We start from the raw sequence: 24,080 nt of genomic DNA on the forward strand, positions 1-24,080 counted from the left end.
TTTTACCGATAAGTTAACGAGGAAACGAAGTATCCGAGATAAGTAATTCTGGTAAGAAGAACTTATCGGAAGAAAAACAAGCACGAGCAAAGCGAGTATTTGTTTTTACCGATAAGTTAACGAGGAAACGAAGTATCCGAGAGTTATCAGAAAGTTATCACAAAGTATAATAGGAGATTATAATGAAACTGGAAGATTTTAATTTTGATTTGCCGCAAGAACTGATTGCGCAAGATCCGATTGAAGATAGATCAAGCTCAAGACTTCTTGTTCTAGATAAAAAAACAGGAGAGATACAACACCATATTTTTAAAGAGATTATTAACTATTTAGAGGAAGGTGATTGTCTTGTAATCAATGACACAAAGGTAATACCTGCAAGATTAATAGGAAGTCGTGTCGGAACTGAGGCTAAAATAGAAGTATTGCTTTTAAAAAGAAAAAAAGAAGATATATGGGAAACATTGGTAAAACCTGGAAAGAAAGCAAAAGTAGGAACAAGGATAAGCTTCGGTGGTGGTTTACTGATTGGTGAAGTAATAGAAATTGTTGAGGAAGGGAACCGATTAGTTAAATTTGAATATAATGGAATATTTGAAGAGATTTTGGATCAATTAGGACAGATGCCTTTGCCTCCCTACATTACGCATGAACTTAAGGACAAGAATCGGTATCAAACAGTATATGCAAAACATGAAGGTTCTGCAGCTGCGCCCACAGCAGGGCTTCATTTTACAAATGAATTACTTGAGAGGATACAAGAAAAAGGAGTGAATATAGCAAGGGTGACACTTCATGTTGGACTTGGAACATTCCGTCCGGTTAAGGTGGAGAATATATTAGAACATCATATGCATTCCGAATTTTTCTGTATTGAAGAAGAGGAAGCATTTAAAATAAATAATGCAAAGAAAAATGGTAAGAGAGTTATTTCAGTAGGAACTACAAGTTGTAGAACATTGGAATCAGCGGCAGATGACAGTGGTATGGTAAGAGCAGCCTCGGGTTGGACAGAGATTTTTATATATCCAGGTTATCAGTTTAAAGTAATTGATGGCTTGATTACTAATTTTCATTTACCTGAATCCACATTATTAATGCTTGTTTCGGCGCTGGCTGGCAAGGAGAATATTTTAAATGCGTATGAAACAGCAATAAAAGAGCGTTACAGATTCTTTAGCTTTGGTGATGCAATGTTCATAAGATAGCTTGTGAAAGCATGTACAAGGGAGAAAAATGATGAGTGAAAAGAGAAAATACAAAAGAAGTGACCTTAAAGTTACAATTCATTTAAGACGTTGTGATAGCACAGAACATAATCGATTTTTGGTCGATGTGCAAGATTTATCAAGAGAAGGTCTGGGATTTTATTCAAATGAAGATTTAAAAATAGGCCAGTACTTTGATACAGAAATTGTCATATGGACAAAAGAAGTAATTAAGGTTGTATTGAGGATAGTTCGTAAAACAGAGCAGCCTGATAAAGAAAAAATGTCCTATGGTGGTGAATTTATTGGTTTATCGGAAGCCGAAAAGTTTCGGATTGATGTTTATCAGTGCGTAGAGGAAAACTTAGAAAAAGGTCAGGCATAGGTTCTATAATAAATGTTGGGGTATGCGGTTTTCATATATATCTCCAGCATTTTTATTTTATAATAAAACCATATACAAGCAGAAATATGTTCTATTCGTATATGGTTTTGATAAAAATCTTATGCATGTAGCTTGGCAAGGTCTGAATAGAATGTAGGATAGGAAATATTAACGCACTCACTATTTTTAATTGTTGTAGTTCCATCTGCCATCAAGCCTGCAACAGCAAATGACATAGCAATTCTGTGATCTAGTTTACTGTCTAGCACAGCGGCGTGTAAGCTTCGTCCGCCGGTAATAATCATGCCATCATCGGTTGCTTTGACATTTGCATTCATGGCAGACAAGTTGTTTACGCATACGTCGATTCGATTTGATTCCTTAACTTTTAGCTCGGCAGCATCCTTTATCATTGTTTTGCCCTTTGCAAAGCATGCCAATACTGATATGATAGGAAGCTCATCGATTAGCGTAGGTATGATGCTGCCTCCAATTTCTATACCCGTTAGTTCGCTGGATTTTACCAAAATATCAGCTGTTTTTTCACCATTTTTATCGTTGATATTAAGCAGAGTAATATCTCCTCCCATTTGCTGGCATACCCGAATGATTCCATCTCTGGTCGGATTGATTCCCACATTTTTAATGAGCAGTTCAGAATTTGGAACGATAAGACCTGCTACAATAAAATATGCGGCAGAAGAAATATCGCCTGGTACAGTTACCTTTTGCCCGGTTAAGACCGGGTTTGGTGTTACTGTGGCTGTTGTTCCCAATGTTTTAATACTTCCGCCAAAATATTTTAGCATAATCTCAGTATGATTTCTGGAAACAGAAGGCTCGCTAACACTTGTTTCTCCCTCTGCAAATAAACCGGCAAGTAAGATGGCAGATTTAACCTGTGCAGAAGCTACCTTTGAAATATAATGAATGCCATTTAGTTTAGAGCCGCGAATCAGAAGAGGAGCGCATCCGTTATTGTTTATACTTGTAATGGAAGCGCCCATTAAAGATAAAGGTTCTATAATTCTTCCCATTGGGCGTTTTTGAATAGAAGTATCACCCGTCAGACTTGTTTCAAAGGATTGAGCGGCAAGGATACCTGACATGATTCGAGTCGTTGTTCCACTGTTTCCAACATCAAGGATTTGAGAAGGTTTGGTTAGTCCGAGTAGCCCTTTCCCTTTTATAGTGACAGAATTTGCAGTATTATTAATGTCAATTCCCATTCTCCTGAAGCAATCAATGGTTGAAAGGCAGTCTGCGCCTTGTAAGAAATTACTAACTTCTGTGGTTCCCTTTGACAATGCTCCAAGCATGATTGCTCTATGTGATATGGATTTATCACCCGGAATAGTTATTTCTCCATTTAATTTAGAAACTTTTGTAAAATGCATATGGAATATCATCCTTTCTACTTAATATGTAATATTTGCTGGAACGATACAATAACGGAAGCAGCGAAAAAAACAGTATTAGCGTTCGTATATATGATAACTGTATTTTACCAGCAAGGCGAAAGCACGTTTGGATGAATCCTCGTCATAAAATTCTATTCTAAGAGCGCCTTCTACAAACTCACGATTGTGAATAATGCCAATGTTTTTAATACTTATATTGTTGCTTGCAAGAATGGTTGCAATCGTTGCAATTCCTCCAGCTTCGTCTATTATATCACAATAAAGCTCATATATCTTCTTTATTGGTCCAAGTGATGAATTTGCGATCGAATTTCTATATTCACGCGCATCATCAAATATATGATAAAGGTCATTTTCACAAGCACTATCAATTAAATCTTTGAAATGACTCAATTCTTCAATATAATCATTTAGCAGTAAAGATATATTTTCCTTGTTGGTCAAGCAAATTTGCTGCCACATAGTAGGAGATGAGGAGGCTATGCGAGTAATATCTTTAAACCCTCCCGCTGCCATATTCTTCATTATTTTTTCACTAGAATCCTTTTTTTCAACAAAATTTACCAAGCTGGAAGCAATGATGTGTGGAAGATGGCTAATAGCCGCTGTTACATAATCATGTTCCTTGTAGTCAAGAACAATAGGGATCGAGCCTAGAGTTTCTACGTAATCAATGTAATGCATAATTTTATCTTCACTTATCTTGGAGGACGGAGTTAATACATAATAAGCATTTTCAATTAAATGAGATACTGAATTTTCATATCCTGTTTTTTCAGAACCCGCCATAGGATGTCCGCCAATAAAGTTTTCCTCCAATTCAAGCTCAATCACCTTTTCGTGAATTGATGTTTTCACACTTCCCACATCGGTCAAAATGCATTCTGGCTTTATGACAGCTTTTAGGGAAGTGAGGTATGTAATATTATAGGAAACAGGGGCACATAAAAATATAAAATCACAGCAGCTAAAAGCATCATCTATAGAAGCCGCAATGGTGTCTACGACTCCTTCTTGCCGTGCAAAATGAATTGATTTTGTATTGGGATCATAGGCTGTAATTTTTGTATTTGGATACTTGGCTTTTATAGCTTTGGCAACTGAACCCCCTATAAGGCCAAGGCCAATAAAGCCAACCTGTGAATCATTCATTAAAATTTCCTCCCCGAAAGTTTTGCAAATGGACGTATTTCTTCAGCAAGTAAATTAAATTGCTCAAAGGTTAATGATTGCGGACCGTCAGAAAGTGCCTTTGCCGGATCGTTATGTACTTCAATCATTAAACCATCTGCACCGGCAGCAATAGCAGCCTTGGCAAGCGGCTTAACATAAGCTCGTACTCCAGTTGCATGACTTGGATCTACAATTACTGGCAAATGAGTTTTCTCTTTTAAAACAGGAACACAACTAATGTCCAAAGTATTTCTGGTTGCTGTTTCAAAGGTACGAATACCTCTTTCACACAACACAACATTGGGATTTCCTTCTGCTATAATATATTCAGCCGCATTGAGCCATTCGTCTATTGTAGCAGCTAAACCACGTTTTAATAAAACGGGAAGTCCTGCTTTGCCTGCCTCTTTTAAAAGATAGAAATTTTGCATATTTCTTGCACCAATTTGTATCATATCTATATATTTTACAGCTGAATTAATGGCATCTAAGCTAGTAACTTCACAAATGGTAGCAAGACCAGTTTCTTCTTTTGCTTTTTGCATATAACGCAGACCTTCTTCTTCAAGCCCTTGAAAGGAGTAAGGAGAGGTTCTTGGCTTGTATGCACCTCCACGTACAATATTGGCACCTGCCGCTTTTACTGCATGGGCGATGGACAAAAGCTGTTCTTCGGTTTCAACAGCACAAGGACCTGCCATAATTGTAAGGGTGCTGCCTCCGATTTGAGTATTTCCAACTTTAACAACAGATGGTTCTGGATGGAACTTTTTATTAGTCAATTTATAGCTTTCTGTTACTGGAACGATTCTTTCAACATCGGCAGCTATTTCAAGATTTTCTGTTTGAAGCTTGCTCTTATCTCCAACAACTCCAATAATAGTTACTTCTTTACCTGCAGAAATGTGTGTTTCGAGACCCTTTGACTCTATAATTCTTACTACATTGTTAATAGAGCTTTGAGGTGCATTTGGTTTCATTACAATTATCATTTTTTTATCCCCAATCTTTTTAATAAAATGCGTTGCTTATTGAGTATAAGTTTATAACAGTTAGAAGGATATGTCAATACTGTATTGCTTTAAAGTGTAACGCTTTAAAGCCTAAATCGTTATTGATTATTTATAGTATAATTTAATAAAATTTTACAGAAATAAAGAATATTAAACTTATAATGCATAAATAAAGAATTGGAGAGTATTCATATATTAATTAATATTAAATTTATATGTACAATTTACACGATAATCTTGTATAAATGCAAAATATTTAGTAAAATATGTACAAAGCTTATATTTGCTTGAAACTTTAAACCTACAATGCAGAGTTTCTGCATGAACAGTACGATTAAGCATGAATAGGAGGAATTTATATGAACGTTTACAAGACCGAACAAATTCGTAATGTAGTTCTTTTAGGGCACGGTGGCTGTGGCAAGACGTCGTTAGTCGAAGCCATGGCGCATTTAGCAGGTCTTATCAATCGAATTGGTAATGTTAGTGAAGGGAATACTCTAAGTGACTTTGATAAGGAAGAAACCAAAAGAGAATTTTCAATCAATACGTCAGTGGTACCGCTTCCTTGGAATGAATGTAAAATTAATATTTTGGATACTCCTGGTTATTTTGACTTTGTAGGTGAAGTAGAGGAAGCAGCGAATGCAGCAGATGCTGCTATAATAGTTGTTTCTGGTAAATCTGGTGTTGAAGTGGGAACAGAAAAAGCGTGGGAAATTTGTGAGAAATATTCTTTGCCAAGGATGTTTTTTGTAGCAAATATGGATGATGATAATGCAAGTTTCAGACAAGTTGTTGATGATTTAACGGCACTTTACGGGAAACGCATAGCACCGTTTTTTATGCCGATTCGGGAAAATGAAAAGCTGGTAGGCTATGTAAACATTGTAAAAAAGGGTGGAAGAAAATTTAATGGTTTAGCTGAAAAAATCGATTGCGAAATTCCTGATTATTTAAAGGATTATTATGATAATTACAGAGAAAAATTGTTGGATGCAGTTGCTGAAACAAGTGATGAGTATATGGAACGATACTTTAATGGCGAAGAATTTAGTGATGAAGAGGTTCGTCAGGCACTTAGAAATAATGTGATTGATGGATCAATTATTCCGGTTGCTATGGGCTCCAATTTAGAAATTCGTGGAGTATTTAATTTATTGAATGATATTGTTAAGTATTTTCCAAGTCCGAATAAGATTGAGAGAGTTGGAACAAATAGAAAAACAAATCAAATATTTGAAGCTAATTATGATGAATCAAAGGCGATGTCAGCTTATATATTTAAAACAATTGCTGATCCGTTTATTGGAAAGTATTCTTTAATAAAAGTGTGTTCAGGTGTGCTGAAAAACGATTCAGTGGTCTATAATTGTGATAAGGATATGGAAGAAAAATTGAATAAGCTGTATATTCTTCAGGGAAAGACTCCTTTTGAGGTAAAAGAGTTATCGGCAGGAGATATTGGCGCAATAGCAAAATTGACGAATGCCAAAACAGGGGATACATTATCAACAAAAGCAGTACCGATTATTTATGAAAAGGTAGATATGCCAGTTCCGTACACATATATGAGATATAAAGCTAAAAGTAAAGGCGATGAGGATAAGGTTTCACAGGCTCTTGCCAAAGTTATGGATGAAGACCAAACGGTTAAGATCGTCAATGATACAGAGAACAGACAATCTTTAATCTATGGAATGGGTGATCAGCATTTAGAAATTATTGTAAGTAAACTATATAATAAATACAAGGTGGAGATTGAATTGTCAAAGCCTAAGGTTGCATTTCGAGAAACAATTAAGAAAAGCGCAGAAGTGCAGGGAAAATATAAAAAGCAGTCTGGCGGTCACGGACAATATGGTGATGTTAAGATGGTTTTTGAACCGTCAGGAGATTTAGAGCGGCCCTATGTATTTGAGGAGCGGGTTTTTGGAGGTGCCGTACCAAGAAACTTTTTCCCGGCTGTAGAAAAGGGAGTTCAGGAAAGCGTTATTAAGGGACCGTTGGCGGCTTACCCAGTTGTGGGAGTTAAAGCTACATTGATTGACGGCTCTTATCACCCGGTTGATTCTTCCGAAATGGCATTTAAAACGGCTACTATGATGGCATTTAAAAAGGGATTTTTAGAGGCTGCTCCGATTCTACTTGAGCCTATTGCCTCGTTAAGGGTAAACGTTCCTGATCGTTATACAGGGGATATTATGGGAGATTTGAATAAACGCAGAGGCAGAGTTATGGGAATGACACCAGCAGAGGGAGAAAGACAAATCATTGAAGCGGAAATTCCAATGACAGAAATTTATGGTTATTCGACAGAGCTTCGCTCAATGACAGGCGGAAGAGGTGACTATTCTTATGAATTTATACGCTATGAGCCTGCACCGGCCGATGTGGCTGAAAGAGAAATTATAGAAAGAGCCAGTAAGGTAACTACAATAGAAGAATAAAAAACAGGGGCTGCTGTCAGTTGACTCATTAGTCAATTTAATACAACAGCTCCTGTTTTTTGTTTTCACATGTATTTATTGAGTTGGTAATTGTTATAGAAATATTAACATTTGTTAAGGTTATATTTTAATTAAATAGAGTTATACTAGGTACGAATTCAATTTTGTGATACAATAAAATGTATAGTTTTGTCTTTGATTAGAAAAGTTTATTTAGACTGAAAATGGAGGAAGAATATGATTAAAAATAGATTACAGGCTTTAAGAGCTTTAATGAAAGAAAAAAATGTTGACATATATTTTATTCCGACATCTGATTTTCATCAATCAGAATATGTAGGAGAGTACTTCAAATGTAGAAGCTATATGTCTGGTTTTACCGGATCGGATGGAAATCTGGTCATAACTTTAACGCAGGCTTTTTTATGGGCAGATGGAAGATACTTTATACAGGCAGAGAGGCAGCTTCAGGATTCTTCTATTGAATTATTTAAAATGGGAGAAGAAAAAGTTCCTACTGTAAAGGAATTTATTGAAGAGACTATTTCTAAAGGACAGACGCTTGGCTTTGACGGTCGTGTGGTTAGCTGTGAATTAGGAGAGGAATTAGAGAATATTGTTGATAAAAAGGAAGCTTTTATTAAATACGATGAGGATTTAGTAGATCTTATATGGAAGAACAGACCAAAGCTTGCCCATGAGAAGGCTTTTATAATAGAAGAAAAATACAGCGGCATGTCAACCAACAGGAAGATAGAGCAGATAAGAAATAAGCTGATAAAAGCAGGGGCGGATACCCATATCATTACAAGTCTGGATGATATAGCATGGCTGTTTAATATAAGGGGTAATGATATTGACAGCAATCCTGTTGTATTATCCTATGCAGTTATTACAGACACGGAGGCAATGCTTTTTCTAAATGAAAGTGTCTTAGACCAAAAGGTAGGTGCTGAATTAACGAAAAATAACATTATAATTAAAGATTATCAGGATATTTATGAATATGTAAAACAAATTGATGGAGATAAAATGGTTCTTTTGGATCAAACCAAGGTGAATTATTCCATAGTAAAGCTGATAAAGGCTGGCATCATCAATGAAATAAATCCGACAACTCTTTTAAAAGCAGTAAAAAACAAAGTAGAAATCGAAAATACGAGGAATGCACATATCAAGGATGGAGTAGCTTTTACCAAATTTATGTATTGGCTTAAAAATAATGTTGGAAAGCAAGAAATGACAGAAATAAGTGTTTCTGATTATTTATATCATATGCGTTCTGTACAAGAAGGCTTTATTGAGGTTAGCTTTGATACCATTTGTGCCTATAAGGAAAATGCGGCAATGATGCATTATTCGGCAAATGAAAGCAGCAATGCAAAGCTTTTGGCAGAAGGACTGCTGTTAGTGGATTCGGGCGGTCAATATTACGAAGGAACAACAGATATTACAAGAACGATGGCTCTAGGTGTTATCAGCGATGAGCAAAAGGTTCACTTTACGGCTGTCGTAATAGGTATGCTGAATCTGCTGAATGCAAGATTTTTGTATGGCAGTAGAGGTATTAATCTGGATATTCTTGCAAGAGCGCCCATTTGGGAGCTTGACATTGATTATAAATGTGGAACAGGTCATGGAGTTGGTCACATATTAAATGTTCACGAAGGACCAAATGGCATAAGACCGAGATTGTTAAAGAACAATGAGATGAACTGCATTTTTGAAGAAGGTATGATTACGACCGATGAACCAGGCATATATATAGAAGGAAGTCATGGAATACGTATTGAAAACGAACTGGTATGTAGAAAAGGAACCAAGAATCAACATGGACAATTTATGTTTTTTGAAAATCTGACCTTTGCTCCGATTGATTTGGATGCCATTCAACCAGAGCTTATGTCAATTAAGGAAAAAAGTATGCTGAATGCTTATCATAAAGATGTTTTTGAAAAATTATCACCTTATATGAATCAGGAAGAGGTTGAATGGCTTAAAAAGTATACAAGAGAAATATAAAAACAAAAGGGGTGAAAGTGTATGAAGATTGGCTTGGCTCAAATGGATGTTGTTTGGGAAAAAAAAGAGGAAAATATCTTAAAGGCTGAAAAAATAATAGGAGAAGCAGCAAAGGCTAAGATAGACTACTTACTGTTTCCTGAAATGAGTTTTACTGGATTTTCTATGAATACAGCTTTCATTGGTGAAAGTAAACTGGAGTTAAAAACAATAGGTATCCTTTCTGATTTTGCTAAAAAGAATCAAATATGGCTTGGCTTTGGCTATGTGGAAAAGGGTTTTGATAAGGCACTAAATCGATTTGCTATAATAAATCGATTGGGACAAGTAGTTGCAGATTATGCAAAGATTCATCCTTTTTCCTATGGAGAAGAAAGTAATTATTATACAGGAGGAAAAGAAATCGAATTTTGTGTCGTAGAGGAATTTACAACAACCCCCTTTATCTGCTATGACTTAAGATTTCCCGAAATCTTTCAAATTGCTTCTAAGCATTCACAGCTTATTACTGTGGCGGCGAATTGGCCAATTGAAAGAAGAGAGCATTGGCTGACTCTTTTAAGAGCAAGAGCAATTGAAAATCAATGCTACATAGCAGGAGTAAATAGAGTCGGATGCGGAAATGATATTTTATATGGGGGTGATTCCATAATTGTTAATCCGTATGGAGAAATTATCTCATTTAATATAGAAGAAGGATTAATCAGTGCAGAGATTGATAAAGAAATCGTCTTAAAATATAGAGAAAGCTTTCACTTAAAAAAAGACCGGAGAGAAGAACTGTATCAGAATCTAGGACGGCTTCCATGTTAAAAGCTTTTTCGATATTTTAATATTACTATAGATTTCTGCATAATTTTTTGCAGTGATATCGAGTATATAGTTGGTTTGGTAATTTTTATCCAAGCCAGCTTTTTTTATGATATCAACCGCCTTATTATATGCAATTGCAGCCATAATTTCAGAATTATATATACCAACAATAAAGTTGCCATTGATATGTATTTTGGTTTGATAAAGTGTATAATTACCTCGTCTTATTTTTTCTACACCATAGTATTTATTGATAATAATGATATTATGGTATCTGTAATCGTTGAAATCATTGTTTGCAAATAAATAATCCTTGCCTGGTATAGCATAACTTTTTATACCATATCTCGATAAAATATTTACCTGCATTCCATAATCAGCTACAAAAAGATGGCCTTGACGTTTCATTATTTTGTGACTGGAATAATAGAATAAATCGTCGATATCAAATTTTAATTCTAATTTGTTGCTTAAATAGTAGGAAAAATAATTCTTCCTTAAATAAATTGGGGTCTTAATATAGAGGTTATTATCTCTAAAATTTATCAAACATACCCATTTATGGAAATTTAATGTATTTTTTTTTGATGAATAGGAAATAATTGTTAAAGAATCATCTAAAAGTATTTGAGAAGCTTCTAAATAAGCCCTATGTGCCAGTGATTCCTCAGAAAAGCTGCCAAGGCTGATGTGTTTGCTTTTATAGGTAATAGAAGAACGATAATACTTTGTACCGTCTTTTTTATATGCGGTATAAACACCAGGTAACGTTAACATAACTCCTCCATAAAGCTATTTTTATAAGTATTGATAAGAAACATTATATCATATCTTATTCCCAAAAAGAGTCAGGATAGGGGTGAAAATCTATTTTTTATTAAAATATTAAAACTTTTCAGGCATAAACGGTATACAAATTAAAAAAAGTGTAAAAAATAATTAATAACTTTTTAACATATGCATAAAATTTGTATTGGTATTTTTTGGATAATATAGATAAAATAGTAATTTAAAATTTATCTATTATTACATTATATTATAAATAAAATAAAAAAATTAAAAGAATAATTGCCAAATATGATTAATAGTTATTGACACTATAAATAGTTTTTAATATAATGCTAATCATGTTCGGACATTGAAATCAAATAATAAGAAAAGAGGAGTATGTATGCTAGGAATACGTTCATTTCTTCAAGGCGTGTATAAAATGCTGACTAAGCTTACGAAAAAAAATTATAGAAGCTGTGCAATAGTTATGGCTGGTACTGTAGCAATTGCAGTTATAGCATTTAATTCCACCTCCTTTGGAGGCAGCGGAAAGAATAAAACCACGACTTTAAGAAATGTATTGACATCAGAAGATGATTCTGATGAAGAAGAGACAGATACCCAAGCAAAAATACAAGCCGGAATCGAAGAGGTGTTATCAACTATAGAGAATTCAGCGGAATTTTCGAAAAATCAGAACATAATCTGTTCTGTTATGTCACATGAAGCAGCTGAAGAGAACATAGAAGTAAACACGAGTGAGACAGTGCCCAAAATTGAGCTATCCAGTACAGACTATAATGCATTGCTTAGAATAGTTGAAGCGGAAGCTACCGGAGAAGATTTAAAAGGAAAAATTTTAGTTGGAAATGTGATAATGAATAGAGTCAGCAGTGATCAGTTTCCCGATACAGTTGAGGAAGTTATCTTGCAAAAGGTAGAGGGACATGTTCAGTTTTCACCTACAGCAGACGGAAGATATCAAAATGTACAGATAACCGATGAGACTGTAGAAGCTGTAGACCATGTGTTAGCTGGTGAAGATTATTCACAGGGTGCGTTGTTTTTTTCTGCCAGAGATAAGGCAGATCCAGACAATATGAGTTGGTTTGATAATAATTTAAAATGGCTGTTTATTTATGGAGGTCATGAGTTTTACACTCTATATTAATAATCTAGAAATACAGTGCGATTTTAAAATAAGCTTGTAGTGTAAAACAAGGTATGTTATAATTTTTTGCAGTGGACATTGAACTTGTATGTAAAAGATTATAGAAAAGGAATGATAGATATTATGGAATTACTTTATAAAAGCACAAGAAGTGAAAGTAAAACAGTTACAGCTTCACAAGCTATTCTAAAAGGTTTGGCGGAGGATGGAGGATTATTTGTACCTACAAGCATTCCGCAGCTTGATAAAAGCATTGTAGAATTATCTAAAATGACTTATCAGGAACTGGCTTTTGAAGTTATGAAGTTATTTTTTACTGACTTTACAGAGGAAGAGTTAAAAGCGTGTATTAATAAAGCCTATGATGCGAAATTTGATACAGAAGAGATTACCCCTATTGTAAAGGCTGACGGAGCATATTATTTAGAGTTATTTCATGGTGCTACCATTGCGTTTAAGGATATGGCTTTGTCAATTTTGCCACATTTATTGACTACCGCAGCCAAGAAGAATCAGGTTAAGAATGAAATAGTAATACTAACAGCAACATCAGGAGATACTGGGAAAGCTGCTTTAGCAGGTTTTGCAGATGTTCCTGGTACAAAGATTATAGTATTTTATCCTAAGGATGGAGTAAGTCCGATACAGGAAAAGCAGATGATTACACAAAAGGGTGAAAATACTTTTGTTGTAGGAATTAATGGTAATTTTGATGATGCGCAAACTGGTGTAAAAGCAATATTTAACAATAAAGGATTAGCAGATGAAATGAATCAATCAGGGTATCAGTTTTCTTCAGCTAATTCAATTAATATTGGAAGACTAATACCTCAGGTGGTTTATTATGTATATGCATATTCAAGATTATTAGCAAATGAAGAGATTTGCGAAAATGAAAGAATAAATGTAGTAGTACCTACAGGCAATTTTGGTAATATACTAGCTGCTTATTATGCTAAAAATATGGGATTACCGATTGATAAGTTGATTTGCGCATCGAATGATAATAAAGTCTTGTATGACTTTTTTATAACAGGAGAATATAATCGTAATCGAGACTTTATATTAACATCTTCACCATCAATGGATATTTTGATATCCAGTAATTTGGAAAGACTGATTTATAAAATTGCAGATTGTGATGCAAATAAAAATCATGAATTAATGTCAGCATTGAGCAAAAATGGCAAATATGAAATTACAGAAGAGATGAAGTCTCAATTGGTTGATTTTTATGGAAATTATGCGACAGAGGAAGAAACGGCTCAGGTAATCAAGCAGATATATCAGGATACCAATTATATTATTGATACACATACAGCAGTTGCTGCCTGTGTTTACAAGAAGTACAAAACTGATAAAAAGGATAAGACAAAAACAATTGTGGTATCCACTGCAAGTCCATATAAATTTACAAGAAGTGTTATGTGTGCCATAGATAACAAATATAGTTCAATGTCTGATTTTGATTTGGTGGATGAACTTAACAAAATCTCAGGAGTAGAAGTACCACAGGCAATTGAAGATATTAGAAGTGCAAAAATTCTTCATAATACTGTTTGTGAAGTGGTCGAAATGCAGAAAGTGGTAAAAGAATTTCTGGAAATGTAGATCATACATATAGAGAAAAAAAAGGAAAGCTTTGGCTTTCTTTTTTTTCTCTATATGTATGAACAGGCTAAAACCTATAATAATCATTGAAAAATACATTAATTCTCCAAATTATTGATCTAATAAAACAAACATTACATTTACTGTACCAAATGTAAATTGAATAGGAATGTAGTAAATAGGAGCCTCTGGCACAAATAATACATCATTCTCTGTAAGAGTTGGCTGTAAATAAAGAGTTTTTGCATTGTCGTTAGACACATTTACTGCAAATAGTCCATTATTTAGATTAATGAAATCCTCCATAGAGGATCTAACATATGCGTCATTGACTTTATAATCCTCTCCTACATACCTGGAGGCAAAAGAGATAAGAGTACTTTCATCCATGTCCATAGCAGTATGTAAGGAAAAATCACCGGTTATCTTTTGAGATACACACCAAGTGATAGGATATGCACCAATTTTGACAATAGGAAAAGGAGTAAAATCATTTCCGACAAATCGGATAATATTATTAAATAGTAAAATAATGTAACAATAGAGCATTTCCTTTAAATCATCATTAACTTCATCAAACTCAAAAAACTCTCGTATTAGAGCATTAACCTTGTTACTTTGTTCATTTGCAAAGTCTAAATCGGTGAGTTCAAAACGAGACTGATACTCTATCATAGAAGCTTGAAACTCTTCCATAGTTAAATATCCTTTATCGACGAGAGTTTGACTAAGAAGGAGAAAATCAGGGGTTTGTTCATTCAACAGTATATCTACCTGCTGCTTTGTTAAAAAACCTTCCTCAATAGCAATTTCACCAAAACGTTTGTCTACTTGAGTTTGTTTAACATGAACAAATTCTACTTCTTCGACCGTCATGAAGCCTCGATGAATTGCTAAGACGCCAAGCTTAAGATGAATATCTTGCTTGCATTGAATTGCATCTATTAGTTGTTCGGGGGTAACTAATTCTTTATTGAGCAGATAGTTACCAAAAAACTGAGCGTACATTAATTTCCTCCTTTTACAGACAAATATTTCTCTATAACATTCACAACCGTACACGTATCAAAAGGTTTTTGAAGAAAATCGTGAGCACCGGCAAAAATAGCATCCTTTAAATATTGTTGAGTACCAACAGAAGAAAACATTATAATGTAAGCCATCGGATCATAATGCATTATTTCATTAATAGCTTCTATACCAGTTTTGTTTGGCATTATAATATCTAGAAAGACAATATCAGGTTGATGTTCTTTATATGCATCAATCGCTTCTTGACCACTTGCAACTTCGAGAATAGAAGAACATTCATTAGCTGTAAAGAAATCTTTCATTTGTTTTCTAAATAAGATGGAATCATCACATATCAGTACTTTTAACCCATTTAAATTCATATCAATTCCTCCTATTTTTACATAGTATTTTTATAATTATACATTTTTTATTCTTATTTTACAACAAATATGGGAATGTTTCAACGTATATAAAAAATAAAAGTATTAAATTATTCGAAAATAATAATAAAGTTGAAACTTTATAAATCATTTTAACTATTGTAAATGTAAAAGAATGTGGGTATAATCTAATTAGCTAATACAAAATTAATCATTAACACGGAGGAACGATTATGGAATTTGGGGGCTTGATTGATGTTATTATACTAGCGTGTGGGAGCTATATGTTGTATTCTGCCTATCTAATGAAGACAAAGGGTGAATTGAAAGCAGGATGGCTGGTGAGCAAGAATATTAATCTTGAAAAAAGTAAGGATATTCCCGGATATATACATTATATGTATCCTAAGGTACTGGTTTTTTCTATTTGCACTATTTTTTATGGTATGATTGGTGTTTATAGTACTTATATCAATACTTTAGGTTTGATACAAACCATAACGTTTTTTACATTTTTTATAATTGTAATATGGTTTGCTTATGTTTCTACTAAGGCCAGTAAAAATTACTTGTCTGTATAAAGGCTCTTCTTAATTTACTAGATGTCGTTTGCGTATTGGTTAACTAAATTCACAAAAGAGATTTATTAAAATTTATTAAACATAAAGGAGTATAAATAAATGGGAGATCAAAATATTATTATTGAGAAGCTGGTAGAAGCATTTAAGAATTTACAACCGTATTTGAAGATACTTTTTGAAAGTGAGGTTTCGGTTGCAATAACGGATCAGGAGAAATTCGTTTATGTAAATTATTGTGATAAATTAGATTTAAAATCACAGTCTGGTGATTTGATACCAGCTGGCGGTGCGATTCGTGATGCACTTAATAATAAAAGAGAAGTTATTAAAGAAGTTCCAAAGCAAGTATATGGTACACCTTTTAAATCGTTTGCAATACCAGTCAAAGATGCAAACAATGTGATTGGAATTGTTGTTTTTGGCAAAAGTTTGGAAAAGAAAAATTCCTTAACTGGAATAACCAAAGAGGTAGTAGATTCGCTTACAGAAATGTCTGGTGCCATAAATCATATCGCCGAGGCAGTCCAGTCATTGGCATTAATGAATGAAGAACTTCTTGTAGAGAGCAACAAAACAAATGATCAGGTAGAGGAAATAAAAAATGTGGTGAAAGTGGTTGAAGCAATTGCATCACAAACAAATCTATTGGGGTTAAATGCTGCAATCGAGGCAGCAAGAGCAGGAGAAAATGGAAGAGGATTTAGTATTGTTGCTCAGGAAATAAGAAATCTTTCTAATTCCTCAAGCGAATCAATGAAAAAAATCAGAGAAGTAATTGATAATATAACAAAATCTACACAGAGTATAAATGGTAAAATAGTACAGTTTAATGATATTTCTCAAAATCAATCTGCTTCATTAGAAGAAATGGCAGCTTCTATTACCGAGATTAATAATACTTCAAAGTTATTGGAGGATATTGGGAATAGCCTTTAGAGCAAAACCTAATCAAGGAAGTTCTTCTCTTATTTACAATTACTTTATCATACCAACACACAGTTAACACAATAATACCTTATATTTAGATTATTAAAATGTAAAACGGAGGTTGCATATGGACAAAATATTAGTGGTCGATGATGAAGATAGAATCAGAGCTATCATTAAAAAGTATGCTGAATTTGAGGGATATCAAATTGTAGAGGCTGCAAATGGCATGGAAGCTGTAGAGAAGTGTAAAAATGAGGATTTTGATGTAATCATTTTAGATATTATGATGCCAGAATTAGATGGATTTTCTACTTGTAGAGAAATAAATAAATTTAAAAAGATACCAGTTATTATGCTTTCTGCACGAGGAGAAGAGTATGATAGGATTCATGGTTTTGAATTAGGAATCGATGATTATGTTGTAAAGCCCTTTTCACCTAGAGAATTAATGATGAGGGTAAAGGTTGTAATTTCCAGAAACTGTAAAGATAATCCTACTTCAGAAAGGGAAATATTTGTTGCAGAAGGGTTGGAGGTCGACTTTACAGGAAGAACAGTTACGATTGACGGAAAAAGGATTGACATGACTCCAAAAGAGTATGATTTATTATTTTATATGGTTAAAAATAGGAATATCGCACTTACACGAAATAAACTGATAACAGATGTATGGGGTTATGATTATTTTGGAGAGGACAGAACCCTTGATACACATGTTAAATTATTACGAAGTAGTCTTGGAGAATACCGGAAATTCGTAATAACATTAAGAGGGGTGGGATATCGATTTGAAGTATGAGAAGATAAGCCTGAAATGGAAAGTGTTCCAGTATCTTTTAGGCTTTACTGCTATACTTTTGGTTTTGCTATGGATGTTTCAAACTGTATATTTAGACACATTTTATACTGCGATTAAAAAAAATGAATTAGATCAGGCTTTACGAGTTCTTAAGGAGCATATGGATGATGAGGATTTACAATCTACAATAGATACAATTAGTGGCGACTATGAAATTTACATACTAGTTAGTGAATCGGACGGTTCAAAACTATATGCATCAGAATACTCACGTTCTTATAATGTAATATCTAAGGATAAAATTAAGGATTATTTTAAAGAATGTAAGGAAACTGGAGAAAAAATAGTTATTAATCATAAGGCTCCAAGCAACATGGAATTGGGAGATGAGAATATTTTGCCAAATGATTCCTCTGCGGATGAATCTGAAAATCAGGAAGGTCAAGAAGATCAAGGCTCTGATAGTGAATCAGAACGGAGTTCAGATGCACCATCTAATAAACCATCTGATATACCATCTTCTGATTTGTCTGACCGACCAAAAGACTTTGGGAATAAGCCATTTTTCAATTTTAAAAGTAACGACGATTACCAAAATGTGACATATGCTGATATTGCTACACTGGATGGTGAAGAATGCATAGTAATGGTGAATGCACAGCTTACACCGGTAGATGCTACTGTACATACTATACAGGTTCAATTGATTTGTATTTCTGTTATTATGATTATCCTTTCGTTAATCATTGCTTTACTTGTGTCAAAGAAAATATCACGTTCTATTGTAAAGGTAAATCAAACAGCCAAACAGCTTGCCAAGGGTGACTTTCAGGTTATATTTAATGGTAAAGATTATAAAGAAATAGCAGAATTATCTGATACATTAAATTCTACGGCCAAGGAATTGGGACGAGCAGAGAATTTACAAAGAGAATTAATTGCAAATGTATCTCATGACCTAAGAACACCCCTGACAATGATTATAGCATATTCAGAGGTGATGAGAGATCTTCCGGATGAAAATACATCTGAGAATATTCAAGTTGTTATTGATGAGTCCAGAAGGCTGACCAATCTGGTAAATGATATGCTGGATATATCCAAGCTTCAGGCAGGGGTAGTGGAAAGTAAGGTGGAAGAATATAATTTGACGGAAAGTATTAAATTGGTCATTACAAGATATGCAAAATTGATTGAGCAAGATGGATATATGGTATCTTTTGAATATAATGAAAGTGTTATAGTAGAGGCTGATGAATTTAAAATATACCAGGTTATATATAATCTGATTAATAATGCGATTAATTATACAGGGAAAGATAAATCGGTAATTGTAAAGCAGATTGTATCAGGGGATAGAGTGAGAATTGAAGTTACTGATACAGGAATTGGTATTTCGGAAAATGATATCAAATATGTATGGGAGAGATATTATAAGGTTGATAAAACACATAAAAGAGCTGTTATGGGAACAGGACTTGGTCTATCTATAGTAAAAAATATCTTAGAACTTCACGGTGCCAAGTACGGCGTAAAGAGTCAAGTTAATCAGGGCAGTACGTTTTGGTTTGAACTAAATCATATAAAAGTATTTAATTAAACGAAAAAAAGAGCTATTACTATTTAACGTAAAATATTGATAGCTCTTTTTTGTTTCTAATAATATCTGTTTTGTCTCAAATAATATCTGCTTAATTACGGTCCTTTAATGATTCATAAGGAGTATGTTTGGCAATACTCTTATAAGCAGGACGTATAATTTTACCATTGTTAATTATCTCTTCTATTCGGTGTGCGCTCCAACCACTAATTCTGGATATAGCAAAAATAGGGGTATACAACTCAAGTGGTAAATCAAGCATGCTATAAACAAATCCGCTATAAAAGTCAACATTTGCGCTTACACCCTTATACATTTGACGTTCCTTAGCAATAACAGCAGGAGCCAGCTTTTCTACCATTGAATAGAGCTGAAATTCATTATTTCGTCCCTTTTCATTTGCCAGACTCTCTACGTAGCCTTTAAAAATATTCGCACGAGGGTCGGACAAGGAATAGACTGCATGACCAATACCATAGATAAGACCTGCTTTGTCAAAAGCCTGTTTGTGAAGAAGATTAGCCAGATAGTTTGATATTTCATCTTCATCGGACCAGTCCTTAACCTCTGTTTTCATATCTTCAAACATTTTTATTACCTTAATGTTAGCACCACCGTGACGTGGACCCTTTAAGGAACCAAGTGATGCTGCAATCGCTGAATACGTATCTGTACCTGTAGAGGTTACAACATGAGTTGTAAAGGTAGAATTATTTCCACCTCCATGCTCTGCATGAAGTACTAAGGCAATATCTAGTATTTTCGCTTCGAGCGGAGTATATTTACTGTCTGGTCTAAGCATATACAATATGTTTTCAGCAGTAGAAAGTTCAGGCTGTGGTGAGTGGATATATAAGCTGTTACCATCATGATAATGGCTGTAAGCCTGATAACCATAAACAGATAAAACAGGAAAAAGACTAATAAGCTGTAAACACTGACGAAGAACATTTGGCAGTGAAGTGTCATCTGCATTATCATCGTAAGAGTATAAGGTCAATACACTTCGTGCGAGGGTGTTCATCATATCTTGGCTTGGAGCTTTCATAATAATATCTCTTACAAAACTTGTTGGAAGAGTTCTGTAATTTGACAGAACAGTTGTAAAATCAATCAGTTCTTTTTTAGTAGGTAATTTTCCAAATAGAAGTAGATAAGTAACTTCTTCAAAGCCAAAACGGTCATCTTCAATAAAGCCATTTACGATGTTTTCAACATCAATACCACGGTAGTATAATTTTCCTTCACATGGAACAAGCTCATGATCTTCAATTGTATAGGCCTTTACTTCTGCAATATCGGTTAAGCCGGCTAAAACACCTTTTCCATTAATATCACGAAGCCCTCTTTTGACTTCATATTTTGTATATAGGTTTGGGTCTATTTGACCAGTACTGGTACAAAGCTTGGATAGGTCTAATATTTTGTCTGTTATTACTGATAAACTGTTATTATTCATGCTTTGGTTCCCCCTTTGTTTGTTCGTGTGATCAAGTTTCAAAATTATATTTTTATAATGATAGCATAATAATGTACATATTTACAAGAAAAAAATATAAAACAACTTTTAAATATATTGTAAATTAAAATTGTGTTCAGTTTATGATTACACAAAACAAATATTTTAATTCATAATAAAAATTCAATTAATATTATATAGAAAGTTTAAGAATAAAAAAACATTGTTAAATTAAGATAGAATGTGGTAATATATGTATTGTATAGGTTAGTGTATATATAAAGAAGTATCGGCTGTGAGGTTATTAAAATGATATGGTATCGCAATTTATATGTAGGTGAAACAGCGAGAAAGAGAAAACATGAAATTGTTTGGAAAGTTAAACACAAAGCAGGAATGCTTGGAGTGTATCTTATTTCATTATCCTCTAATCAGGAGAATCTTCTTGACATTATAGATTCCTCTATGCTCATACAGCCTTATTACGAAAAAGAAGATATATTTATAGTAGGAATTGCTTGCGGTTATGATGAGGCACTTGAGTTAACGACTCGTATAATAGAAACACTTTATAAAAAAACAGGTGATTTTAAAATTAGACAATATTTAACAAACGAACGGTAGGAGTGGAATATGCTGCATGTTTTATTGGTTATACTAAAAGTAGTGGGTATCGTAATATTATCAATATTACTTGTTTTGCTTTTGCTATTAATGCTGGTTTTGTTTGTGCCAATTCGATATCGGGTGTATGCATATGTCAATAAATCATCAAAGGTATATGCAAAAGTAAGTGCTTCATGGCTATTTCATATCATTCATTTTAGCTGCAATTATAAAGAGAATGAATTAAAAAAAAGTCTTAGAATTTTTGGTATATTAATTGTTACGTTTCAAAAATTTTTACAAAATATAAAACATATTTTCTCTTTCAAAAAATCCGGCAATAAGATATACAGAAAGAATAAAAGAGAAATAGTGAAAAAGGAAAACAAACAATTAGTTAGTAGTTTAGATGTTCAAAAAGAATTTAAGTCTAATAGTACAGAAGTAAATTCAAGTACAAAAGTAAATTCAAGTACAAAAGTAAATTCAAGTACAAAAGTAAATTCAAGTACAGAAGTAAATTCAAGTACAGAAGCTAAAGAAAAAACAAAAAAAGTCTTAACAGATAATGAGTTGAATACAAACGGTACAGCTCACAAAGAAAAGTTTCAAAAGAAAAAAAATATCTTTCCTTTGTCAAAATGGTATTTAAAAATGCTAACCTGGATTAAAAATTCAAAGCAAAAGCTTAAGAACTTATTAAAAAAACTTATATTAATATTTAAAAATGCAAAAGATAAGATAGAAGAAATAAAAAAATTATTACAGGATGAAAAAAATAAAAAGGCTTTTCTATTGTGTAAAAAGCAATTGATAAAAGTACTTAGGCATGTTAAACCTAAAAAGTACAGAATAAATCTCAAGTACGGAACCGGAGATCCTGCTTTAACCGGACAGATATTGGGAATATTAGGATTATTAATACCGATTTATAAAAATAACGTTCATATAGTTCCTGATTTTGAAGTAGCTATATTGGATGGAGAAATATTACTGAAAGGAAGAATTACACTTGCGAAGATATTATGGATTGGATGGAAATTATATCGGGATAAAAATATAAAACGATGCTATAAAATGATAATGGAATAGGAGGAACGAAGATGTCAGCAGATAATAGTTTTAGTGCAACTATGGGTTCACTATTTAAAGGAATGGATAGTTTTATTACAAGTAAAACAGTGGTAGGTGACGCAATTAAGGTGGGAGATACCATTGTATTACCTCTTATAGATGTATCCTTTGGAGTTGCGGGAGGAGCATTTAGTGAAGAAGGCAAGAAGAATAACGGTGGAGGCGGTATGGGTGGTAAGATGTCTCCAAGTGCAGTTTTAGTGATACAAAACGGAAATACAAAGCTTGTTAATATTAAAAATCAGGATGGAATTACTAAAATACTTGATATGGTACCTGATTTAGTCAATAAGTTTACAGGAGGCTCGAAAAAAGAAGAAGTGAACATGAGCAATGATATTGAAGAAGCAATCAAATCCAGTGTTAACGAAAAAGATAACTAAGACATATTGTACTATTAATTAAAAGTGATGCACCTACTTGAAAAATGAAAAACAGTGTGCTATTCTTTCTACGGAGCGGTATTCTTTGAAACTGCATCTGATGATAAACATTACCATACAATCAATTGTATTAAGTCAAATTGAGAAAAGTGAGAGCTTGTATCATACTAAGGAACAAGACTTTCAAATACCGGGCTTTATAATATACAAATGGTATTATTTTAAGAATCTTATATTTAAAGTAAGGTTAAATCATCAAATGGTTTTGGTAATACAACTCCAAAGTAAATTTTGGAGGTCATTTTATGAAAAATACAACAGTAACTTTTCAGGAAGCAAAAAATAATAATCAAAAAATAGCCATGCTCACTGCTTATGATTATTCAACTGCCAAGTTGATAGATGAAGCAGGTGTGAACGCCATTTTAGTTGGTGATTCACTGGGTATGGTTATTTTAGGTTATAATGATACAATTTCAGTAACAATGGAAGATATGCTTCATCATTCCAGAGCAGTTTCCAGAGGTTGCGAAAATGCATTAGTTATAACAGATATGCCTTTTATGTCATATCAGACTTCTGTTTATGATGCAGTTGTTAATGCAGGTCGTCTGATGAAAGAGGGCAGGGCAGGTGCGGTTAAGCTGGAAGGCGGAAGAGAAGTGCTGCCTCAGGTGGAAGCAATAGTGAAAGCTTCAATCCCAGTTATGGGGCATTTGGGACTCACACCACAATCAATCAACGCTTTTGGTGGCTTTAAGGTTCAGGGAAAAAATGAAAAGGCAGCTAAGAAGCTAATCGAGGATGCCATTTTACTGGAACAGGCAGGTGCATTTGCCGTGGTTTTGGAATGTATACCGGAGTCACTTGCTAAACTGATTACACAAAGAATTTCTATTCCTACGATTGGTATTGGCGCAGGAGCAGGATGTGATGGTCAGGTATTGGTATATCAGGATATGCTTGGTATGTATTCGGATATTACTCCTAAATTTGTTAAGAAGTTTGGTAATGTAGGAGAGGAAATGAAAAAAGCATTTGCTGAATATAGAAAAGAAGTAAGTACATCTGTATTTCCAGCGATGGAGCATAGCTTTACAATGGATGATAGCATTTTAAACAAACTTTACTAACAATATTTAAGAGAGGACAATCA

22 protein-coding genes are annotated in these 24,080 nt (G+C 33.7%); 15 read left to right on the forward strand and 7 right to left on the reverse strand.

Annotation, left to right across the window (positions count from 1 at the left end; all coding sequences use genetic code 11):
* Positions 1 to 182 precede the first annotated feature (182 nt).
* Both queA and C8E03_RS00105 read left to right on the forward strand, forming a co-directional pair.
* Positions 183 to 1,208: a tRNA preQ1(34) S-adenosylmethionine ribosyltransferase-isomerase QueA gene (gene queA / locus C8E03_RS00100; protein ID WP_094379170.1), complete on the forward strand. Its 1,026-nt coding sequence runs from the start codon at positions 183 to 185 to the stop codon at positions 1,206 to 1,208.
* 31 nt (positions 1,209 to 1,239) lie between these two features.
* A complete protein-coding gene (locus C8E03_RS00105) occupies positions 1,240 to 1,593 on the forward strand; it encodes a PilZ domain-containing protein (RefSeq protein ID WP_170122842.1) in 354 nt (117 codons plus the stop codon).
* Between the two features lie 119 nt (positions 1,594 to 1,712).
* On the opposite strand, the gene aroA is transcribed toward C8E03_RS00105, so the two are convergent.
* The 3 genes from aroA to aroF all read right to left on the reverse strand — a co-directional run bounded on the left by aroA (position 1,713) and on the right by aroF (position 5,179).
* Positions 1,713 to 2,990 (reverse strand): 3-phosphoshikimate 1-carboxyvinyltransferase, encoded by a 1,278-nt coding sequence (aroA, locus tag C8E03_RS00110; RefSeq protein WP_110289928.1) that lies wholly within the window; start codon positions 2,988 to 2,990, stop codon positions 1,713 to 1,715.
* Positions 2,991 to 3,068: 78 nt separating this feature from the next.
* A complete protein-coding gene (locus C8E03_RS00115) occupies positions 3,069 to 4,166 on the reverse strand; it encodes a prephenate dehydrogenase (protein ID WP_094379163.1) in 1,098 nt (365 codons plus the stop codon).
* Entirely contained in the window at positions 4,166 to 5,179 is a 1,014-nt protein-coding gene (gene aroF / locus C8E03_RS00120; protein ID WP_094379161.1) for a 3-deoxy-7-phosphoheptulonate synthase, read from the reverse strand. Before aroF ends, C8E03_RS00115 begins: the two co-directional genes overlap by 1 nt.
* A 380-nt stretch (positions 5,180 to 5,559) precedes the next feature.
* Here aroF and C8E03_RS00125 point away from each other — a divergent pair, with 380 nt between their 5' ends.
* The 3 genes from C8E03_RS00125 to C8E03_RS00135 all read left to right on the forward strand — a co-directional run bounded on the left by C8E03_RS00125 (position 5,560) and on the right by C8E03_RS00135 (position 10,485).
* Positions 5,560 to 7,650 (forward strand): elongation factor G, encoded by a 2,091-nt coding sequence (locus C8E03_RS00125; RefSeq protein WP_094379159.1) that lies wholly within the window; start codon positions 5,560 to 5,562, stop codon positions 7,648 to 7,650.
* A 237-nt stretch (positions 7,651 to 7,887) separates the two neighbouring features.
* Positions 7,888 to 9,672 (forward strand): aminopeptidase P family protein, encoded by a 1,785-nt coding sequence (locus C8E03_RS00130; protein WP_110289929.1) that lies wholly within the window; start codon positions 7,888 to 7,890, stop codon positions 9,670 to 9,672.
* Between the two features lie 21 nt (positions 9,673 to 9,693).
* The gene (locus C8E03_RS00135) at positions 9,694 to 10,485 is read left to right on the forward strand and encodes a carbon-nitrogen family hydrolase (protein WP_094379155.1); all 792 of its coding nucleotides are present in this window, start codon (positions 9,694 to 9,696) and stop codon (positions 10,483 to 10,485) included.
* Here C8E03_RS00135 and C8E03_RS00140 read toward each other — a convergent pair.
* Positions 10,465 to 11,262, reverse strand: a complete 798-nt coding sequence (locus tag C8E03_RS00140) for a hypothetical protein (protein ID WP_110289930.1) — start codon at positions 11,260 to 11,262, stop codon at positions 10,465 to 10,467. The genes C8E03_RS00135 and C8E03_RS00140 overlap by 21 nt on opposite strands.
* 394 nt (positions 11,263 to 11,656) lie before the next feature.
* Between C8E03_RS00140 and C8E03_RS22325 the strand changes: the two genes are divergently transcribed.
* A complete protein-coding gene (locus C8E03_RS22325; RefSeq protein ID WP_242993325.1) occupies positions 11,657 to 12,427 on the forward strand; it encodes a cell wall hydrolase in 771 nt (256 codons plus the stop codon).
* Positions 12,428 to 12,550: 123 nt separating this feature from the next.
* Positions 12,551 to 14,038 (forward strand): threonine synthase, encoded by a 1,488-nt coding sequence (gene thrC / locus C8E03_RS00150; protein WP_110290381.1) that lies wholly within the window; start codon positions 12,551 to 12,553, stop codon positions 14,036 to 14,038.
* Positions 14,039 to 14,149: 111 nt separating this feature from the next.
* Here the strand turns inward: thrC and C8E03_RS00155 are convergent, their stop codons facing one another.
* Entirely contained in the window at positions 14,150 to 15,046 is an 897-nt protein-coding gene (locus C8E03_RS00155) for a chemotaxis protein CheX (protein ID WP_110289931.1), read from the reverse strand.
* Positions 15,046 to 15,432 carry a response regulator gene (locus C8E03_RS00160; RefSeq protein WP_110289932.1) on the reverse strand — a complete coding sequence of 129 codons (387 nt, stop codon included), beginning with the start codon at positions 15,430 to 15,432 and terminating at the stop codon, positions 15,046 to 15,048. Before C8E03_RS00160 ends, C8E03_RS00155 begins: the two co-directional genes overlap by 1 nt.
* Before the next feature lie 233 nt (positions 15,433 to 15,665).
* On the opposite strand from C8E03_RS00160, the gene C8E03_RS00165 reads away from it, so the two are divergent.
* The 4 genes from C8E03_RS00165 (at position 15,666) to C8E03_RS00180 (ending at position 19,342) form a co-directional block, all read left to right on the forward strand.
* Positions 15,666 to 16,013, forward strand: a complete 348-nt coding sequence (locus tag C8E03_RS00165) for a hypothetical protein (protein WP_110289933.1) — start codon at positions 15,666 to 15,668, stop codon at positions 16,011 to 16,013.
* 99 nt (positions 16,014 to 16,112) lie between these two features.
* Positions 16,113 to 16,949: a methyl-accepting chemotaxis protein gene (locus tag C8E03_RS22555; protein WP_110289934.1), complete on the forward strand. Its 837-nt coding sequence runs from the start codon at positions 16,113 to 16,115 to the stop codon at positions 16,947 to 16,949.
* Between the two features lie 118 nt (positions 16,950 to 17,067).
* Positions 17,068 to 17,742 carry a response regulator transcription factor gene (locus tag C8E03_RS00175; RefSeq protein WP_110289935.1) on the forward strand — a complete coding sequence of 225 codons (675 nt, stop codon included), beginning with the start codon at positions 17,068 to 17,070 and terminating at the stop codon, positions 17,740 to 17,742.
* Positions 17,732 to 19,342 carry a HAMP domain-containing sensor histidine kinase gene (locus tag C8E03_RS00180; RefSeq protein WP_110289936.1) on the forward strand — a complete coding sequence of 537 codons (1,611 nt, stop codon included), beginning with the start codon at positions 17,732 to 17,734 and terminating at the stop codon, positions 19,340 to 19,342. Before C8E03_RS00175 ends, C8E03_RS00180 begins: the two co-directional genes overlap by 11 nt.
* A gap of 91 nt (positions 19,343 to 19,433) precedes the next feature.
* Here C8E03_RS00180 and C8E03_RS00185 read toward each other — a convergent pair whose 3' ends face one another.
* Positions 19,434 to 20,801 carry a citrate/2-methylcitrate synthase gene (locus tag C8E03_RS00185; RefSeq protein WP_110289937.1) on the reverse strand — a complete coding sequence of 456 codons (1,368 nt, stop codon included), beginning with the start codon at positions 20,799 to 20,801 and terminating at the stop codon, positions 19,434 to 19,436.
* A gap of 309 nt (positions 20,802 to 21,110) precedes the next feature.
* Between C8E03_RS00185 and C8E03_RS00190 the strand changes: the two genes are divergently transcribed.
* The 4 genes from C8E03_RS00190 to panB all read left to right on the forward strand — a co-directional run bounded on the left by C8E03_RS00190 (position 21,111) and on the right by panB (position 24,057).
* A complete protein-coding gene (locus C8E03_RS00190; protein WP_110289938.1) occupies positions 21,111 to 21,425 on the forward strand; it encodes a hypothetical protein in 315 nt (104 codons plus the stop codon).
* A gap of 9 nt (positions 21,426 to 21,434) precedes the next feature.
* Positions 21,435 to 22,499 (forward strand): DUF2953 domain-containing protein, encoded by a 1,065-nt coding sequence (locus tag C8E03_RS00195; protein ID WP_110289939.1) that lies wholly within the window; start codon positions 21,435 to 21,437, stop codon positions 22,497 to 22,499.
* An 11-nt stretch (positions 22,500 to 22,510) separates the two neighbouring features.
* Positions 22,511 to 22,924: a GerW family sporulation protein gene (locus C8E03_RS00200; protein WP_094377335.1), complete on the forward strand. Its 414-nt coding sequence runs from the start codon at positions 22,511 to 22,513 to the stop codon at positions 22,922 to 22,924.
* A gap of 305 nt (positions 22,925 to 23,229) precedes the next feature.
* On the forward strand, positions 23,230 to 24,057 hold the full coding sequence (gene panB / locus C8E03_RS00210) for a 3-methyl-2-oxobutanoate hydroxymethyltransferase (RefSeq protein WP_094377333.1): 828 nt from the start codon (positions 23,230 to 23,232) through the stop codon (positions 24,055 to 24,057).
* Positions 24,058 to 24,080 lie beyond the last annotated feature (23 nt).

The sequence above is a fragment of the Lachnotalea glycerini genome (assembly GCF_003201285.1).
GTDB lineage: Bacteria > Bacillota > Clostridia > Lachnospirales > Lachnospiraceae > Lachnotalea > Lachnotalea glycerini.

What these genes read in the sequence shown, in the direction of transcription:
- queA (WP_094379170.1), top strand. Translation starts at nt 183, where the DNA reads ATGAAACTGGAAGATTTTAATTTTGATTTGCCGCAAGAACTGATTGCG.
- C8E03_RS00105 (WP_170122842.1), top strand. Translation starts at nt 1,240, where the DNA reads ATGAGTGAAAAGAGAAAATACAAAAGAAGTGACCTTAAAGTTACAATT.
- aroA (WP_110289928.1), bottom strand. Translation starts at nt 2,990, where the DNA reads ATGCATTTTACAAAAGTTTCTAAATTAAATGGAGAAATAACTATTCCG.
- C8E03_RS00115 (WP_094379163.1), bottom strand. Translation starts at nt 4,166, where the DNA reads ATGAATGATTCACAGGTTGGCTTTATTGGCCTTGGCCTTATAGGGGGT.
- aroF (WP_094379161.1), bottom strand. Translation starts at nt 5,179, where the DNA reads ATGATAATTGTAATGAAACCAAATGCACCTCAAAGCTCTATTAACAAT.
- C8E03_RS00125 (WP_094379159.1), top strand. Translation starts at nt 5,560, where the DNA reads ATGAACGTTTACAAGACCGAACAAATTCGTAATGTAGTTCTTTTAGGG.
- C8E03_RS00130 (WP_110289929.1), top strand. Translation starts at nt 7,888, where the DNA reads ATGATTAAAAATAGATTACAGGCTTTAAGAGCTTTAATGAAAGAAAAA.
- C8E03_RS00135 (WP_094379155.1), top strand. Translation starts at nt 9,694, where the DNA reads ATGAAGATTGGCTTGGCTCAAATGGATGTTGTTTGGGAAAAAAAAGAG.
- C8E03_RS00140 (WP_110289930.1), bottom strand. Translation starts at nt 11,262, where the DNA reads ATGTTAACGTTACCTGGTGTTTATACCGCATATAAAAAAGACGGTACA.
- C8E03_RS22325 (WP_242993325.1), top strand. Translation starts at nt 11,657, where the DNA reads ATGCTAGGAATACGTTCATTTCTTCAAGGCGTGTATAAAATGCTGACT.
- thrC (WP_110290381.1), top strand. Translation starts at nt 12,551, where the DNA reads ATGGAATTACTTTATAAAAGCACAAGAAGTGAAAGTAAAACAGTTACA.
- C8E03_RS00155 (WP_110289931.1), bottom strand. Translation starts at nt 15,046, where the DNA reads ATGTACGCTCAGTTTTTTGGTAACTATCTGCTCAATAAAGAATTAGTT.
- C8E03_RS00160 (WP_110289932.1), bottom strand. Translation starts at nt 15,432, where the DNA reads ATGAATTTAAATGGGTTAAAAGTACTGATATGTGATGATTCCATCTTA.
- C8E03_RS00165 (WP_110289933.1), top strand. Translation starts at nt 15,666, where the DNA reads ATGGAATTTGGGGGCTTGATTGATGTTATTATACTAGCGTGTGGGAGC.
- C8E03_RS22555 (WP_110289934.1), top strand. Translation starts at nt 16,113, where the DNA reads ATGGGAGATCAAAATATTATTATTGAGAAGCTGGTAGAAGCATTTAAG.
- C8E03_RS00175 (WP_110289935.1), top strand. Translation starts at nt 17,068, where the DNA reads ATGGACAAAATATTAGTGGTCGATGATGAAGATAGAATCAGAGCTATC.
- C8E03_RS00185 (WP_110289937.1), bottom strand. Translation starts at nt 20,801, where the DNA reads ATGAATAATAACAGTTTATCAGTAATAACAGACAAAATATTAGACCTA.
- C8E03_RS00190 (WP_110289938.1), top strand. Translation starts at nt 21,111, where the DNA reads ATGATATGGTATCGCAATTTATATGTAGGTGAAACAGCGAGAAAGAGA.
- C8E03_RS00195 (WP_110289939.1), top strand. Translation starts at nt 21,435, where the DNA reads ATGCTGCATGTTTTATTGGTTATACTAAAAGTAGTGGGTATCGTAATA.
- C8E03_RS00200 (WP_094377335.1), top strand. Translation starts at nt 22,511, where the DNA reads ATGTCAGCAGATAATAGTTTTAGTGCAACTATGGGTTCACTATTTAAA.
- panB (WP_094377333.1), top strand. Translation starts at nt 23,230, where the DNA reads ATGAAAAATACAACAGTAACTTTTCAGGAAGCAAAAAATAATAATCAA.